This window comes from Mycobacterium sp. (genome assembly GCF_049683935.1).
Classification (GTDB): Bacteria; Actinomycetota; Actinomycetes; order Mycobacteriales; family Mycobacteriaceae; genus Mycobacterium.
This window is the reverse complement of the sequence record NZ_JBAUJR010000502.1, coordinates 1-15,381: the sequence shown is the minus strand read 5'-3', so window position 1 is coordinate 15,381 and position 15,381 is coordinate 1. Positions and strand designations below refer to the sequence as shown.

17 protein-coding genes are annotated in these 15,381 nt (G+C 66.7%); 4 read left to right on the top strand and 13 right to left on the bottom strand.

Annotated features, from left to right (window positions below):
- The 3 genes from WA965_RS28750 to WA965_RS28740 form a co-directional block, all read right to left on the bottom strand.
- Positions 1–423: alpha/beta fold hydrolase (locus tag WA965_RS28750; RefSeq protein ID WP_526448281.1), on the bottom strand; the 423-nt coding region annotated here is incomplete at its 3' end.
- Between the two features lie 57 nt (positions 424–480).
- The gene (locus tag WA965_RS28745) at positions 481–1,332 is read right to left on the bottom strand and encodes a hypothetical protein (RefSeq protein WP_526300598.1); all 852 of its coding nucleotides are present in this window, start codon (positions 1,330–1,332) and stop codon (positions 481–483) included.
- Between the two features lie 131 nt (positions 1,333–1,463).
- On the bottom strand, positions 1,464–1,703 hold the full coding sequence (locus WA965_RS28740; RefSeq protein WP_526300596.1) for a hypothetical protein: 240 nt from the start codon (positions 1,701–1,703) through the stop codon (positions 1,464–1,466).
- 161 nt (positions 1,704–1,864) lie between these two features.
- On the opposite strand from WA965_RS28740, the gene WA965_RS28735 reads away from it, so the two are divergent.
- On the top strand, positions 1,865–2,347 hold the full coding sequence (locus tag WA965_RS28735) for a hypothetical protein (RefSeq protein WP_526300594.1): 483 nt from the start codon (positions 1,865–1,867) through the stop codon (positions 2,345–2,347).
- 29 nt (positions 2,348–2,376) lie between these two features.
- Here WA965_RS28735 and yaaA read toward each other — a convergent pair whose 3' ends face one another.
- The 6 genes from yaaA to WA965_RS28705 form a co-directional block, all read right to left on the bottom strand.
- Positions 2,377–3,123 (bottom strand): peroxide stress protein YaaA, encoded by a 747-nt coding sequence (gene yaaA / locus WA965_RS28730; protein WP_526300592.1) that lies wholly within the window; start codon positions 3,121–3,123, stop codon positions 2,377–2,379.
- Between the two features lie 43 nt (positions 3,124–3,166).
- Entirely contained in the window at positions 3,167–3,697 is a 531-nt protein-coding gene (locus tag WA965_RS28725) for an NlpC/P60 family protein (protein WP_526300590.1), read from the bottom strand.
- Positions 3,698–3,966: 269 nt separating this feature from the next.
- The gene (locus WA965_RS28720) at positions 3,967–5,103 is read right to left on the bottom strand and encodes an alkaline phosphatase family protein (RefSeq protein ID WP_526300588.1); all 1,137 of its coding nucleotides are present in this window, start codon (positions 5,101–5,103) and stop codon (positions 3,967–3,969) included.
- Between the two features lies 1 nt (position 5,104).
- Positions 5,105–5,545, bottom strand: coding sequence for a response regulator (locus tag WA965_RS28715; RefSeq protein ID WP_178360274.1), 441 nt, complete (start codon positions 5,543–5,545; stop codon positions 5,105–5,107).
- Positions 5,542–7,062, bottom strand: a complete 1,521-nt coding sequence (locus WA965_RS28710; RefSeq protein WP_526300616.1) for a sensor histidine kinase — start codon at positions 7,060–7,062, stop codon at positions 5,542–5,544. The genes WA965_RS28715 and WA965_RS28710 overlap by 4 nt, the downstream gene beginning before the upstream one ends.
- A 74-nt stretch (positions 7,063–7,136) precedes the next feature.
- On the bottom strand, positions 7,137–8,309 hold the full coding sequence (locus WA965_RS28705) for a PP2C family protein-serine/threonine phosphatase (protein ID WP_526300586.1): 1,173 nt from the start codon (positions 8,307–8,309) through the stop codon (positions 7,137–7,139).
- Positions 8,310–8,542: 233 nt separating this feature from the next.
- Between WA965_RS28705 and WA965_RS28700 the strand changes: the two genes are divergently transcribed.
- Both WA965_RS28700 and WA965_RS28695 read left to right on the top strand, forming a co-directional pair.
- Positions 8,543–9,757, top strand: coding sequence for an acyltransferase family protein (locus tag WA965_RS28700; RefSeq protein WP_526300584.1), 1,215 nt, complete (start codon positions 8,543–8,545; stop codon positions 9,755–9,757).
- Between the two features lie 60 nt (positions 9,758–9,817).
- Complete coding sequence (locus WA965_RS28695) at positions 9,818–10,501, top strand: Rv0518 family GDSL lipase (protein WP_526300582.1); 684 nt, start codon at positions 9,818–9,820, stop codon at positions 10,499–10,501.
- Positions 10,502–10,655: 154 nt separating this feature from the next.
- Here WA965_RS28695 and katG read toward each other — a convergent pair whose 3' ends face one another.
- Positions 10,656–12,887 (bottom strand): catalase/peroxidase HPI, encoded by a 2,232-nt coding sequence (gene katG, locus WA965_RS28690; RefSeq protein ID WP_526300580.1) that lies wholly within the window; start codon positions 12,885–12,887, stop codon positions 10,656–10,658.
- Positions 12,888–12,923: 36 nt separating this feature from the next.
- Positions 12,924–13,373 (bottom strand): Fur family transcriptional regulator, encoded by a 450-nt coding sequence (locus WA965_RS28685; protein WP_526448280.1) that lies wholly within the window; start codon positions 13,371–13,373, stop codon positions 12,924–12,926.
- Between the two features lie 81 nt (positions 13,374–13,454).
- On the opposite strand from WA965_RS28685, the gene WA965_RS28680 reads away from it, so the two are divergent.
- A complete protein-coding gene (locus WA965_RS28680; protein WP_526300576.1) occupies positions 13,455–13,748 on the top strand; it encodes a Dabb family protein in 294 nt (97 codons plus the stop codon).
- 20 nt (positions 13,749–13,768) lie between these two features.
- On the opposite strand, the gene WA965_RS28675 is transcribed toward WA965_RS28680, so the two are convergent.
- Both WA965_RS28675 and WA965_RS28670 read right to left on the bottom strand, forming a co-directional pair.
- On the bottom strand, positions 13,769–14,512 hold the full coding sequence (locus WA965_RS28675; protein WP_526300574.1) for a glutamine amidotransferase: 744 nt from the start codon (positions 14,510–14,512) through the stop codon (positions 13,769–13,771).
- 26 nt (positions 14,513–14,538) lie between these two features.
- A partial coding sequence (locus tag WA965_RS28670) for an ABC transporter permease (protein ID WP_526448279.1) occupies positions 14,539–15,381 on the bottom strand: 843 nt, incomplete at its 5' end.

Genomic DNA, 15,381 nt, shown 5'->3' with positions numbered 1-15,381 from the left:
GCCGTCGGCACCGCGCGTCGGGGCGACGCCGCCGAGCACCCCGACGGCGACCACCCGATCGGGCATCGCCGCCGCGCATCCCAGCGTGTAGGGGCCGCCACCCGAGAGCCCGATGATCTCCATCCGGTCGATTCCCAGGGTGTCGGCGATGGTCCGCAGATCTTCGGCGAAATCGATGATCTTCGGGTATTCGTAGGGCGTCGAGGAGCCGATACCTGGGCGGTCCACTCCGATGAGCCGGATGTGGTTGTCCTCGGCCCACAGCCTCGCCTCGACGGGGATCTGACGGCGGCCACCGGGCGTTCCGTGCAGCCAGAAAATCGCCCGGCCCTGTGGATCGCCGAACTCGGCGAACCCGATGCGGCGGTCGGTGCCGACGGCGACATTGCCTTCAAGCTTGGGACGGGCGATCTCGACAGACATGGGCAAAGTGTCCCACGCGCGCTGTGTGCGCCCGATCACTCCCGCGACAAACGCCGGTCAATCTGCTTTGGCGAAGAGGTAGGAACCCACCGTGGTGAGCCGGTCATCGGCGCCTTCGTCGTACATGTTCACCCTCACAGCCACGCTGCCTGCCGATCCGGACACCGATTCGGGTTCGACGCGGAACGGACCGGACTTTCCCCGGGCAACGAACATGACGTGCGAGGACACCCCGTGAAGCCGGTCGTTGCCTGCCACCTGGGCGGCGCGGTGTCGCGCCGCGGTCTCGAGAACGACGAACTGCGGACCGATGTGCAGCGCGGCGTCGGGCGAGGCGACGTCGACGGACAGTTCCGGAAGCGCCCAGTGCCCGTCCGACCGCAGACGGGCGCCGAAGACCTGCCACAGCGGTGGCAGGTCGGGGGAGTCGACGATCTCGAGCGGGTTGGCCGCCATGCGCTGCAGGCCCTCGGGTGGGACTCCGATGCTGATGCCCTGGCCCTCGGTCAGTGCCAACACCCTGCCGGGGTTGTCGGCGTCGACGATCATCGACCGGCTGTAGCCCATCCGACTGCCACGCTTGAGCTCTTCGGAGATCACCTCGATGCGGCTGACTCCCACACCCGGGTCGACGATCTGGCAGGAATGGATCACCGGGTTCGGGACCGCCTCCAGGTCGGACATGTGGCCGCCTTCGGGTGAGGCGATGCCCAGCATTCCGAGCAGCAGACCGCCCACACCATCACGCATGTCAAGGCGGATCGCGACGGTGTTGTCCTCGGGGCCGAGATCCATCTGGGCGTAGCTGCGCCCGATATAGCGATAGCTGAGCAGTCCACCCCATCGCCGTCGTAACTCGGCGGCGTACTCCTCCGGCGAATCCGCGAGTTCCCGAATGTCTCTCAGCATCCACGCCCCTTCGGTGTCACGCGCCGCTGACCCATTCTGGTGGTCGGCGGCCGGCCCACGGTACCGCCGCTTCCAACGGCGCGGCCGGCGTCAGCAGGATGGTCATCGGGTGCCATCGTTCGGTTGTTCACTCAGGCGTCGACGGCGACGGCCATCCCCGGCTTCCCCCGGTTCTTGCGGACCGCCGAATCGGTGAGCTCTAGGGCGATCAGAACGTCGGCTGCGGTGATGAACAGACCCCACCAGTACATCCACCGCAGCGCGGGCTCAGGCTGAGCGGCGAAGTAGACGACCAGGAAGATCGGCCCGACCAGTCCGCCGAACATGAACATCATCCCCTGAAACCGGAGGTACAGCCGCAGGGTGGACATGAGGCGAAAGTCTCTCGCGGTCGGATGGGCGAGTCAACGAGGGCTCACAGGACCGGCCCGAGTGGGCAGAACTTGGTGAGACAGACTAACCTTATCGGGTCCGTCAATAGGGACGACGGATTCCGCCCGAAGAACAGGACTCACAGGACATGCGCCGAACCATGCGTACCGCACAAGCGGGTGCCGCGCTGATGATCGCGCTGGCACCGCTGACGACGGGCGTGGCAGTGGCCTCCGCCGAACAGGATGCGACCTTCGTGCCGTTCGGCCAGGTACTGCGCCGCTGCGACTTCAGCGACATCAAGTACGTCGGCGGTACCGGCTACGCCCGACCGACCGCTCAGGTGTGGACCGCAGGTTCCGAGGTCGTCGCCGACATCCAACTCAACACCGGAGTGCCCAACACACGCTATGACGTCCGACTGATCCAGGCGCCCCACTCGTCGGCGGTGAGCTGCAACGGCGGAGAACCAGGCGTCGCGGGAACCGCGCTGTTCACCGATGGCGCAGGCGCCGGCGCGGTGTCCGTGCGAGGCACGGTCGTGCCCGGCGCTACGGGAGCGTGGTTGTTCATCACCATCCCGAGCGCTCACTCGCAGGTTCCGAAAGAGTTCTACACGTCTGACTTCATCGCTGCGCTCTGATTGTCCTGCAGTAATTTTCACCCCTGGCATCACGCAGTGACGACGACGGTCAGACGATCGCCGCGACGTTCCACCGTCATGCCCGCGCGCCGGGCGACAGTCGCCACTCCGCCCGCGTCCGTCGGCTCGGAACGGCTGCTCGACAGCGCACGCGCCAGCCGACCCTTGTGCGCTTTGTTGAAGTGGCTGACCACCGTCCGCCGTCCGTCGGCGTGTTCGGCGACCACGTCCACCGAGACCGCACCGGGCACCTTCGCCAGCGCGGCGTAGGAGCCCGAGCGCAGATCGACGACCAACTCGTGGTGCGCGATCGCCGCCAGCACAGGTTCGAGCGCAGGCCGCCAGAAGGCGGCCAGCGTCGGGTAGCCCGGCAGTCGCGAGGTAGCCGACAGTCGGTAGGGAGGGATCGGGTCGTCTGCGCGCAGCAACCCGAACAATGCCGATCCGACGGCCAGTCGCGACCGCGCACGCACGGCCGCCGCACCGCGCAGCGAGGTGATGTCCAGGGCGTCGTAGAGCACACCGGTGTAGCGGTGAATGGCCGGCATCGTCGGCGCTGTCCGCAGTGCCGCGTTCCGGTCGATCTCTGCGTCCTGGGAGGCCGAGATCCCCAGGGCGCGCCTGCTGGCCGCGGGGTCAGCCGCCAAGCCGATCAACTCATCGACCAAAACCGTGCGCAAGGGATGCAGATCAGGCGAACCGAGCGCATCCATCGTCAGAGCCGGCCCGTCACCGCCGGATCGCTTCGTCTCCGACGGTGGCAGCAGCACGATCACGGCACAGACGCTAGCGCGCGCCGGTTCTGACCTTGCGGGCCCGTCAGATCGGCGGGCCTGGAGGCGGTGGGACGTCCTGCCCCATCTGGACGACAGGGCCTGCCGGCGGCGGAGGCGGCATCGGAGGCGCCATGGGTGGCGGAGGTGGCATCGGAGGCGCCATGGGCGGCGCCATCAACGGGTCGGGTGCGGGCGGTGTGTTCGCGGGCATCGGCAGGAACATGTGGTTGGTGAACTGATCCTGGTAGGCACCGCCACCACCGACCTTCACGCCACCGCCTTCGCCGGAGGACACCGGTGTTCCATCGGGCAGCGTCACGGCGGTATGACCACCGTTCCAACCAACCACCAGCGCGCCGGGCTCTGCACCATGCTGGAAGCCTCGATCGAGCAGCGCACTTTCGATGTTCCCGGTGTGGAACCGGTCGCCGTAGATGGGCCTGCCGGTCGCGGCGTTGGTCACCCACGACACCAGGCCGGAGCAGTCCGTACCCGAGGGCGAGTCGCCACCGGTGACGTACGGCGTGCCCGACACCTGGTTGACAAGCGTCAAGAGCGTAGCGAGAGCAAACATGCGAACGGACACTAACAGGGGGTCTCTAATACGACCAAAATCTGTGATGGCGTTCACAACCCGCTACCGAGTGACAGCTGACTCACGAAATCCGTTGCGTCCGGACATCATTGGAAGGGCCCTCTGCACGAGTCATCTGAATGCTGAAAGGCGTTGCGCAGCAATATTTTAACTGGATACGCCTCGACGGGTGCCGGGGATCGTGCTGCAGCCGGATCCCAGAATCGAGCCGGCCCACAGCTGCTACGACACCACGTCGAACGGCAGGGTCAGCGCCGAGCCAAAAGAAGTGGAACGCTCGATTCAGCCTCGGTCAGTGACCCGTGCTGACCGACCAGCGAAGATTCGATCGGCTCGACGGCCTTCCGAAGCAACCCCGCCGAACCCCGCGCCGCAGCCACCACATCACCGATCCGCGGGCGGACGTCGTCGGTGACCCGGCCACCGAACCACCCCGCCCCGATGGCTTCATCGCGGCTCACCACCCACGCCCGGTCGCCGAGGATGTCGCGCCACCCGGCCAGCACATCCTCCAGTGCCCCGACGCGGGTGTACACGTGACGGGCGCGGGCCTCTCCGCCGATGGCGTCGACACCGTCGTGCAGTGCGTCGGTGGCGTCGATGTCGACAACCTCGGCCGCGTCCAGGGCCACCATGCCGTGATCGGCGACCACCGCGAGCAGGCTCCCGGCCGGCATTCTCTCCACGATGGATTCCACCAGCGTGTCGACCTGCCGGAGTTGCAGCCGCCACGCCGCCGATCCGGGCCCGTACAGATGGCCCACCAGGTCGAGATCGGCGTGATATCCGTAACAGAATCCGCCGGCGGCCATCGCGGTGCTCACCGTGGCGGCCAGATCACCCAGTGAGTGCACGCCGACGTACTCACCGCCGCGCAACACCGCTCGGGTCAGGCCAGATCCGCTGAACTGGGCGCCCGAGATCACGCTGACCGCCACCCCCGTCGACGCGGCCCGTTCGAAGACCGTCGGTATCGGCTGCACCGCTTCGGGTGTCGCACTGTCCCGCAGATCCTCACCCCAGGGGTGCGGACGCCACCGCAGTGCGTTGATGACGCCGACGTCGGGCAGGCGAAACGACATCCCGACCATTCCGTGCTCGCCGGACCGGCATCCGGTGCCCACCGCGGCCAATCCGGCCGCGGTCGTCGAGGGGAAACCGACCTGCAGGGTCTGTCCGCGCAGGCCCGCGAGCACCGGAGCGTCCGCGGCGTAGGTGTCCAGCAGTTCGGCGCCCAGACCGTCGATCAGAAGGACGCAGGCCCCGGAGACATCGTGGGAGAACGGGATCCGCGGCTCGAAACCGGCGACCCCCATGGCGGCAAGCACCGACGGCGCCACATCGGCCAGATGGGGGACCGCAGGATCGGGGCGCGGCAGTTCCATCTCAGAACTGGGGCAGCCGGACCACTTGCACGAAGAACTCGTCGATCTGGCGCACCGCGTTCATGAACTGGTCGAGGTCGACCGGTTTGGTGACGTAGGCGTTGGCGTGCAATTTGTAGCTGCGCAGGATGTCCTCTTCGGCCGACGAGGTCGTCAGCACCACGACCGGGATGTGGCTGAGTTCCGGGTCGGACTTGATGGTCTCGAGCAATTGCCGCCCGTCGTACTTCGGCAGATTCAGGTCGAGCAGAACCAGGTCGGGGCGTGGCGCGCCCTCGTACGCGCCACGGCGGTACAGGAAGTCCAGACCTTCCTCACCGTCGTGGGCGACGTGCAGGTTGTTCTTGATCTTGTTGTGCTCGAAGGCTTCCCGCGTGATCAGTTCATCTCCCGGGTCGTCCTCGATGAGCAGGACGTCGATCGCGCGTTCAGCCGGTGTCATGTGGTTGATCCTTCCAGGACAGGGGTCTCGGTGTCGGTGACGGCAACGGGCAGGGTGAATCGGAAGCGGGTGCCCTCAGAGTAGGAGGTGTCGATCCAGATGGACCCGCCGTGGTGTTCCACGATCTTCTTGCACAGCGCCAGCCCGATACCCGTGCCGCTGTAGGCGTCGCGTCCGTGCAGGCGCTGGAAGATGACGAATACCTTGTCGGTGAACTCCGACGCGATCCCGATCCCATTGTCCGACAGCGAAAACGACCAGTCGGATTCATGCTCGCCGGTGCCCGGACTGCACTCGATGACGATGCGCGGCGCCACCTCTTCGCGACGGAACTTCACGGCGTTGCCGACGAGGTTCTGCCACAGCATCGTCAGCAGCGTCGGGTCACCCTTGATCGTCGGCAGACCGTCCGGCGGACGTTCGATGACCACTCCCGACTCCTCGACAGCCGTCGTGAGATTGGCCAGGGCGTCGTCCAGGGCGTCGTCCAGGTCGACGTCGGCCTCGGTGGCGTTGAGCCGGCCGACCCTGGAGAACGTCAGCAGGTCGTTGATGAGCACCTGCATCCGCTTGGCGCCGTCGACGGCGAAGTTGATGTACTCGATGCCGCGCTCGTCGAGTTTGTCGCCGTAGCGCTTCTCCAGCAGCTGGCAGAACGACGCGACCTTGCGCAGTGGTTCCTGTAGGTCATGGGACGCGACGTAGGCGAACTGTTCCAGCTCGGCATTCGACCGGCGGAGCTCTTCGGCCTGGGCGTCGAGCGTCGCGGCGGCCTCTTGTGAGGTCTCGAGTTCAGCGGCGAGCCGCTGCCGCATGTTCTCGACGTCGGTGGCGATCCCGCGGATGTCCTTGGGCCCCTTGGGTGTGATGCGCTCGCCGAAGTTGCCCTGCGCGATGCTCCGGCAGGAGGCCGCCAACAGCGCCAGCGGACGCACCAGTGCCCGCTGCAGTAGTCCAGCCAGCAGCAGCATCGTCACCGCGAATGTCAGGAGCATCGCCACCAGCACTCCGTTACGCCAAGAGCGGATGTCCGCCAGCTCGGCCATGGCGTTGTTCCTCGCCTGTGCAAGGTGTTCGTTCTGCTCGTCGAAAAGCACACGCAAACGGTCGAATTCGGCCTTGCCGAGGGCGCTGGACTCCTCGGCGACCACGGTTGCGTCACCGGACCGAACGCCGGCAATCAGGGGCTCGGCATACGATGTTCGCCAGCTCCCGGCGGCCCGCTCGATCGCGTCCAGATCGTCGAGCAGTTCGGGACGGTCCTGTTCCAGGATCCGAATCTGCGCAGACGACTGGCTCTCGAGCTCCCGGCCCTCGTTGTAGGGGTCCAGGAACTGCGAATCCGCGGTGATCAGGTATCCGCGCACAGCGGTCTCCTGGTCGCGCAACGACGCCTGCAACTGGTATGCGGCGACGCGGGCCGGCTGGATGTTCTCGATGACATGATCGGAGACCCGGTCGGTCCGGCTCAGCAGGACCGCCACGGTGACTGCGCCGACAAGGACGACCACGCCCATCACCGAGAGCACAAGATTGTGCCAGCCCTGCACGGTCAGTTGAGCCGCCCGCGCCCGACGTTGCGAGATGTCACTCACGGCTGCGTCACCCGCTCCACTCGCACGACGGCGATGTCGTCGCCGATCCCGCCCTGGCTCTGAGCCTGCTCCTCGACGGCGTCGATGAGCGCGTCGACAAACGCGCGCCCGGGCAGTTCGGCGAACGTGCGAGCCAGTTCCAAAAGGCCCGCCTCGCCGAGCCGCTCGTTGCCGTGTCCGATGTGGCCTTCGAACAGACCATCGGTGAGCAACACCAGACCTTTGCCCTCGGGGAGGTCGATCTGCAGAGGCTGCCAGTCGCCGGCGTGCAGACCCAGTGCCGGGCCTCCCGCGGGTTCGACCCACTCCACCGTGCCGCCGCCGTGGAGCAGCATGCCGGGGTGACCCGCCCGCACCGCGGTGACCGAGCCCTCCGGAGGAATGGCCAGGCTGAGCACCGTTGCGAAGATCCCCTTGCCCGCGCGTTCGGCCCGCAGGATCCGCTCGAGCTGACGCATCCGATCCGATCCGCGCAGCCCGGCGAAAGTCAAAGCGCGCCAAGCGATGCGCAGTGCCACCCCCAGCGCAGCCTCGTCGGGGCCGTGGCCTGCCACGTCGCCGATCATCACGTGCACGGTGCGGTCGGGGGTCTGCACAAAATCGTAGAAGTCGCCGCCGAGCAGGGCGTTCTCACGGCTGGGCCGGTACGAGGTGACGATCTCGACGCCAGGGCTGTCCAGCAGCAGGGGAGAGGGCAGTAGGCCCCGTTCGAGCCGGGAGTTCTCCCGGGCACGCAGCTGGCTGGCGTGCAGGTCGACCGTAGTCAGCTCGGCGCGCTTGCGTTCGATGGCGTAACGCACAGCCCGCCGCAGCACCTCAGGGTCGACCCGACCTTTGACCAGATAATCCTGCGCTCCCGACGCCACCGCCGAGACACCGACGTGCTCGTCGTTGAGGCCGGTGAGGACAACGATGGGGATCGTCGCGTCCTGCCTGGCGATCCGGGCCAACCCCTCGATCCCGTCAGCGTCGTGGAGATGCAGATCCAGCAGGATGCAGTCGGGGCGGACGAGCGAAATCTGGTGCTCGGCCTTGGCCATCGACTCTGCCCAGACCACGACGGCGTCGAGTTTGGCGTCGGCGATCAACTCCTCGACGAGGATGGCGTCTGCGCGATCGTCTTCCACCAGGAGCAGCGACAATTCCTCGCCGTCATTCGGCACGCGCATGTGCCCCAGAATCTCCCACGGCGGCCGGGTGCGCGCACCGTTCCCCTCGATTGACAATGTCCTCGACAATACCCTGTTCGATGCACCCGGCGGGCAACGCGTGGCGCGGCGTTGCGGGCCGCCGACGGGGTGCCCCCGCTGGTAACCTGCGACCGGTCGCCGTTCGTGATCGGGGGCGGCCCCGCGCCGATTCTCGACTGACAACGTCGAAGACATCGCAGAATCCTGACGAAATGAGCCGTGTGCGTTCCGGAGAGATCAGGGCCCTATCCGGCCTGCGTATCGTCGCCGCACTGTGGGTGGTCCTGTTCCACTTCCGGCCGATGCTGGCCGAGGCGGCGCCGTCGGCGAGTACCGCACTGGCGCCTGTGCTCAACGCCGGTGCGCAGGGGGTCGACCTGTTCTTCATCCTCAGCGGCTTCGTCCTGACGTGGAACTACCTCGACCGGATGGGCGACGCCTGGTCGATCCGCGAGACTCTGCGCTTCCTGTGGCTGCGGTTGGCCCGGGTGTGGCCGGTCTATCTGGTGACGATGCACCTCGCCGCGGCGTGGATCGTGTTCACCCTCTATGTCGGACACGTGCCGGCCGAACCGCCAGTGGTGGACTCGCTGAATGCGACCAGCTGGGTGCGGCAGGTACTGCTGACGCAGTTGTGGTTCCAGCCGTATTTCGACGGATCGAGCTGGAACGGGCCGGCATGGTCCATCAGCGCCGAGTGGCTGGCCTACCTGCTGTTCGGCAGCCTGGCGTTGGTGGTCTTCCGGATCGCGTCCGCCACCCGGGCGCGTGGCCTGATCTGTCTCGCGATCGCCGCCTCGCTGCCGCCGGTGCTGCTGCTGTTGGCCAGCGGTGTGTTCTACACCCCGTGGAGCTGGCTGCCCAGGATCGTGATGCAGTTCATCGCGGGCGCCCTGGCGTGCGCCGCGGTACGCAAACTCCAGCTGTCCGACCGGTCGCGGCAAGCCGCCGGGGTGGCGTCGGTTCTGTTGGGAGCGGTGATCGTCGGCGGGCTGTATCTACTGGATGCGCATCCGCCCGGGTCGCTGTACGACGCGGGCGGCCTGGTCGACGTGCTGTTCGTCCCGCTGGTCATCACGCTGGCCATCGGAGTCGGCACGCTGCCGGCGCTGCTGTCCACCGGTGTCATGGTGTACCTCGGCCATATCTCGTTCAGCCTGTACATGCTCCACGAGATCGTCCACACCGCGTGGATCTGGACGGTCATGCAGTTCGAGATCACGTTGACGCCCAGCTGGTCGGCGAAGCTGGTGGTCCTGAGCCTGATCCTGCTGGCCACTGTCGGAGCGGCACTGCTGTACCACTCGGTCGAAGAGCCGGCGCGGAAGTGGATGCGCCGCATGGTCGACAAGAAGGGGCCACCGGCGGTCCGTGCCGCGGACCCGCCCCACAGTCGGCTGCAATCGGTCGCCGTGCGCGCCGGATAACGGTTCGCACCTGCGGCGAGTCATCGCGGTTCGTGCCACAGCCGACTCTAGGCTGGTCCAGTGAGTCGCCTGGTGGCTGTGATGGTCTCTCTCGCTGTCGTTTTTGGCGTCCTCGGCGCGCCCGCGATGCGGGAGCACGATGTGCGTCTGACGGACTTCGCCGTCAACCGGATCTCGGTGATCGGCGATTCGTATACAACCGGGGGGCAGGAGGGCGGCACCGGCAGCAAGGGGTGGACGAGCCAGGTGTGGCAGGCACTCGCTCACCACGGCATCGCCGTCACACCGACGGTCGCCGCCGAGGGCGGGGCGGGGTACTGCACCCGCGGCAACCGGGGCAGCGTCTTCGAGGACCTCGCCGTCCGGGCAGTCAAGCCCACCGATGCACTCGTCGTCGTGTTCGGGTCGCGCAATGACATGGACGTCGACCCGACTCGGCTGTCGATCGCGATGTACGGCACGCTGCAGATGGCCCGCCAGATCGCCCGATCGGCGAAGTTCCTCGTGGTCGGGCCGGCGTGGCCCACTGCCGACCCGCCAGCGTCGATCCGGCGGATCCGAGATGTTCTCGGCTATCAGGCGGAGTTGGCGGGAGCGACCTTCGTGGACCCGATCGCCGGTCGCTGGTTCGTCGGAAGGCCCGAGCTGATCGGTGCTGACGGGGTGCACCCCACCGACGCCGGCCACACCTACATGGCGGCGAAGATGGCCCCGCTGATCGGTGCGCAACTCAGCCCGTACTGAGCTCTCGGGGGGCGTTGAGACTGCAGCCCGGGCGGGGGTTACTCCAACTTTCTCGCCCTGCATGCAGTCTCGATGAAAGAGGGGCGCCAGCCCCGACCAAAAGAGGCGCCCCGCTGCGAAACCGCAGCTGGGCGCCCCTTTCCGTTCAGAGCTGTTACTCGAGTCCCTTGCCGGCGTCGTAGCGATCGGCGTCGAGGACCTTCGACCACGCGGCGGCGAAGTCCTTGACGAACTTCTCCTTGGCGTCGTCCTCGGCGTACACCTCGGCTACTGCCCGCAGTTGCGAGTTCGAGCCGAAGAGCAGATCGACGCGGGTGCCGGTCCACCTCTGCGCACCGGTGGCCCGGTCGGTGCCCACGTAGGTTCCGTCGTCGGCCGGCGACGGCTTCCACTCCGTGCCCATGTCGAGCAGGTTGACGAAGAAGTCGTTGGTCAACGCGCCAGGCTTGTCGGTGAGTACACCGTGCTTGGTGTCACCGAAGTTGGTGCCCAGCACGCGCAGACCACCGACCAGAACCGTCATCTCAGGAGCCGACAGGCCGAGCAGGTTCGCCCGGTCGACGAGGCGGAACTCGGCGGGAAGCTGGCCGCCCTTGCCCAGGTAGTTGCGGAAGCCGTCGGCCTCGGGCTCCAGGTAGGAGAACGACTCGACGTCGGTCTGCTCCTGGGTGGCGTCACCGCGTCCGGAGGTGAAGGGCACCTCGACGTCGAAGCCGGCATCCTTGGCCGCCTTCTCGACACCGACCACACCGCCGAGTACCACCAGATCGGCGAACGACACGCCGGTGCCCGACGACTGCTGAATCTCTTCGAGCTTGCGGATCACCTGTGCCAGCTCGTCGGGCTCGTTGACCTCCCAGCCGAGCTGGGGCTGCAACCGGATGCGGCCACCGTTGGCGCCACCGCGCTTGTCACTGACACGGAACGACGACGCGGCCTTCCATGCGGTCGAAACCAGCTGCGACACAGTCAGACCCGAGTCGGCGATGGCGGACTTGAGTGCGGCCACGTCGTCGGCGGACAGTTCGGCGCCTGCCGGCACGGGGTCCTGCCACACCCAGGTCTGCTGCGGCACCTCGGGTCCGAGGTAGCGGACCACTGGACCCATGTCGCGGTGCAGCAGCTTGAACCAGGCCTTCGCGAACTCCTCGGCGAGTTCCTCGGGATGGTCGAGCCACCGACGGGTGATCCGCTCGTAGATCGGATCCTCCCGCAACGCCAGGTCGGACGTGAGCATCGACGGATGTGTCTTGCCGGTGCCGAACGCCTCGGGCACCGAGTTGGCCCAGCCACCGTCCTTGGGGCGCCACTGGTTCGCTCCGGCGGGGCTCTTGAACAGCTCCCACTCGTTGCCGTACAGGATCTCCAGATAGCTGTTGTCCCACTTGGTGGGGGTGTGCGTCCAGATCACCTCGAGACCGCTGGTGATGGCGTCCGGCCCGACACCGGTGCCCTGCGGGTTGGCCCAACCCAGGCCCTGCAACTCCAGCGGCGCGGCTTCCGGTTCCGGGCCGACCAGTTCGGCGTCACCGTTGCCGTGGGTCTTGCCGAAGGTGTGGCCGCCGACGATCAGAGCCGCGGTCTCCACATCGTTCATCGCCATCCGGCCGAAGGTCTCGCGGATGTCGATGGCCGATGCCTGTGGATCCGGATTACCGTTGGGGCCTTCGGGATTGACGTAGATCAGCCCCATCTGCACGGCGGCCAGCGGATTCTCCAGATCCCGCTTGCCGGTGTATCGCTTGTCGTCCAGCCACTCGAGCTCGGGACCCCAGTAGACGTCCTCCTCGGGCTCCCAACGATCCTCCCGACCGAAGGCGAAACCGGCCGTGCGGAAGCCCATGTCCTCCAGTGCGACGTTTCCGGCGTAGACCATCAGGTCTGCCCACGACAGGTTCTTGCCGTACTTCTTCTTGACCGGCCACAGCAGGCGACGAGCCTTGTCCAGGCTGGCATTGTCCGGCCAGCTGTTCAACGGAGCGAACCGCTGCATGCCGGCGCCGGCACCACCACGGCCGTCCTTGACGCGATAGGTGCCTGCGGCGTGCCACGACATCCGGATGAAGAAGGGGCCGTAGTGCCCGAAGTCCGCGGGCCACCAGTCCTGAGAGGTGCGCATGACCTCGACGATGTCGGCGCGCACCGCGTCCACATCGAGCGACTGCACCGCGGTGGTGTAGTCGAAGTCCCCATCGAGTGGGTTGATGACGTCGGGGTTCTTCTGAAGGATCTTCAGGTTGAGCTGATTGGGCCACCAGTCACGGTTGCCGCCACCTTCCACAGGAGCCGTGACACGACCGAATCCGGCGGGGCAGCCACCTTCGGTCTGGTCGGTCTGGGCCTCTCCAATCGGCGGGCTGTCTTCGATAGGACGATCCTCAGGCACAACATTTCCTTCCGGGAGTGGTGAATTGGGCTGTGATCACTGGTGTGATCGCGACGTTTCGGTGAGCGAACAGTCCGGGCACAGACCCCAGTAGACGACCTCGGCTTCGTCGACGACGAACCCGTCCAAGTCCCCTGTCGGATCCGACGGCGTCAGGCAGGGAGCTTCGCCGACAGCACAATCGACGTCGGCGATGGTGCCACAGGAACGACACACGAGGTGATGGTGATTGTCGCCGACCCGGGATTCGTAGCGGGCGACCGAACCCGAAGGCTGGATCTTGCGCACCAGGCCGACGGCCGTCAGCGCGGCCAGCACGTCGTAGACGGCCTGACGGGAGACCTCGGGCAGAACGGCCCGCACCGCGCCGAAAATCGTGTCGGTGTCGGCGTGTGGATGACTCTCCACGGCCTGCAGAACGGCTATCCTCGGCCGCGTCACGCGCAATTCTGCAACGCGCAACACATCCGCGTAATCCGAGGCCACCTCAAAAGTTCTACGGCCTTTTTTGGACTGAGTCAAGTATTTCTTCCTCGGCGCGTCCAGCTGCGCTGTTACGGTGCCCAGATGATCCGAAGTGTGGTTCTCGCCAAGCTGAGAGCCGGTTACGACGCCGGCGAACTCGCCCAGATCCAGGACGGTCTGCAGAATCTGACGTGTCCCGGAACGCTGAGCTACACGATCGGACTCGATGCCGGCCTGCGAGAAGGCAACTGGGACCTGGTGATCGTCGCGGACTTCGCCGATGACGCCGCCTACCGCGGATATGACGAGGATGCCGAGCACAACCGGTGGCGAGCCCGTCTGGCACAGCTCATCGAGCAGGTGGCACGCGCACAGTTCGAGGTCCCCGGGACCTGACCGCGCTTGCGCCTGCCGTCTCAGCGCGTCCGGGCGTACCGCTGCGCAAACCTCCGCAGGATGACCATCGGATGCTCGACCACCCGTTGTCGCGCAGCATCTTTGAGAGAGTCAGCGGTCTCCGGCGCGAAGTACCCGTAATCCTTGTAGACATCGATCCGCATACAGACTCCGGCCACGTCGAGTTCCGGGTGAAATTGGGTCGCGTACACGTTCGCGCCGACTCGAAACGCCTGGACCGGGCAGTCGGGCGAGGTCGCCAGACAGACGACGCCGGCCGGCAACGATGACGCCGCCTCCTTGTGGCCGCCGAATGCGTCGAAGGCGTCGGGCAAGCCGGCGAACAGCGGGTCAGCGTGGCCGTCGGCAGTGAGCTCCACCGTGAGACCGCCGACCGGTTCGCTGTGGGCCCGGTCCACCACGGCGCCGACCGCCGTTCCCAACGTGCCTACTCCGTAACAACATCCGAGGAACGGGAAATCGCGGGCGATGACCGTGGCGAGCAGGTCGCCCAATTCCGCCTCGACACGGCGCTGGGTCGGCGACTTCGTTGCAGGTTCATCGCTGACGTTGTACGGCCCGCCGCCGAGGACGATGCCCGACCACCGCGACAGATCGATGTCGCCCAGCGGTTGTCGGGTCAGCCGAATGCGGTGCATACCGTGCTCGTCGAGCCCCGCGAAACGCATCATCGCTCGGTATTCGTCGTCTGCGGCCTCGTCCTCGCCGCGGATCGACAGCAACAGGAACGGGGCGTCGGCCACGGCGTAAAGGGTAACCGCGGTTGCGGTCAGGACGCCTTCCGGTAGACCACCATCTCGCGGGACAACCGCCGCCGTAGCCCGGTGTCCCGGCTGCAGGCCACCGCGAACACGGTGAGCAGCAACCAGCTGAGTACCGCACTGGCCAGAACCAGGGCGAATGCCGCCCAGGTCCCCCCGGCGAGCTCTGCGGACGCCTTCTGCTTGGCCCACAGGCGCCAGTAGATCATCAGGTTCACTGTCAGTCCGACACCGTAGGACACCCCGAACGACAGCAGATACGGCTTCCACGTGCCGTCGGTCCACCGCGCGGAGACGGGTTCGTGGCGCAGCGGGGCGACGACCGAGAGGACATTGCCCACGCCCAACCAGATGAACACCATGGTCACCAGCTGATCCACCATCGCCACCGGGTTGACGTCCGCGGTCATCGACAGGAACACGATGACCGGCAGACCCGCAAGAGTCACCAACGCGGCCATCGCCAGGTTCTTCGACACCAGGATCCGCCACAGCCGATCGCCGCTCTGCAGCATCACGCGGACCCGTTCGGCCTCGAAACACAGCGCATTGGTGCAGATCACGCTGCCCACCACGGCGGCGAACAGGTACAGGGTCAGCCGGCCGGCGTCGTCGTAGCGGGTCAGCCCGGTGACGTGATAGAAGCTGACCAGCGACAGCGCGATCGCCAACGTGATGACGATGCGGGCCAGGACCGAGCGCGGCTTGTCGGCGAGCAGGTGGCGCACCTCCGCCAGCACGCTGACACCCAGGGAGCGCATCCGGCCCGCGAACCTCCCGATTCCGGCTCCACGCACCGGCGTGACAACGGTCGCCGACGCGGTGCGACGGGCTGCGGCGACGGCGAGGAC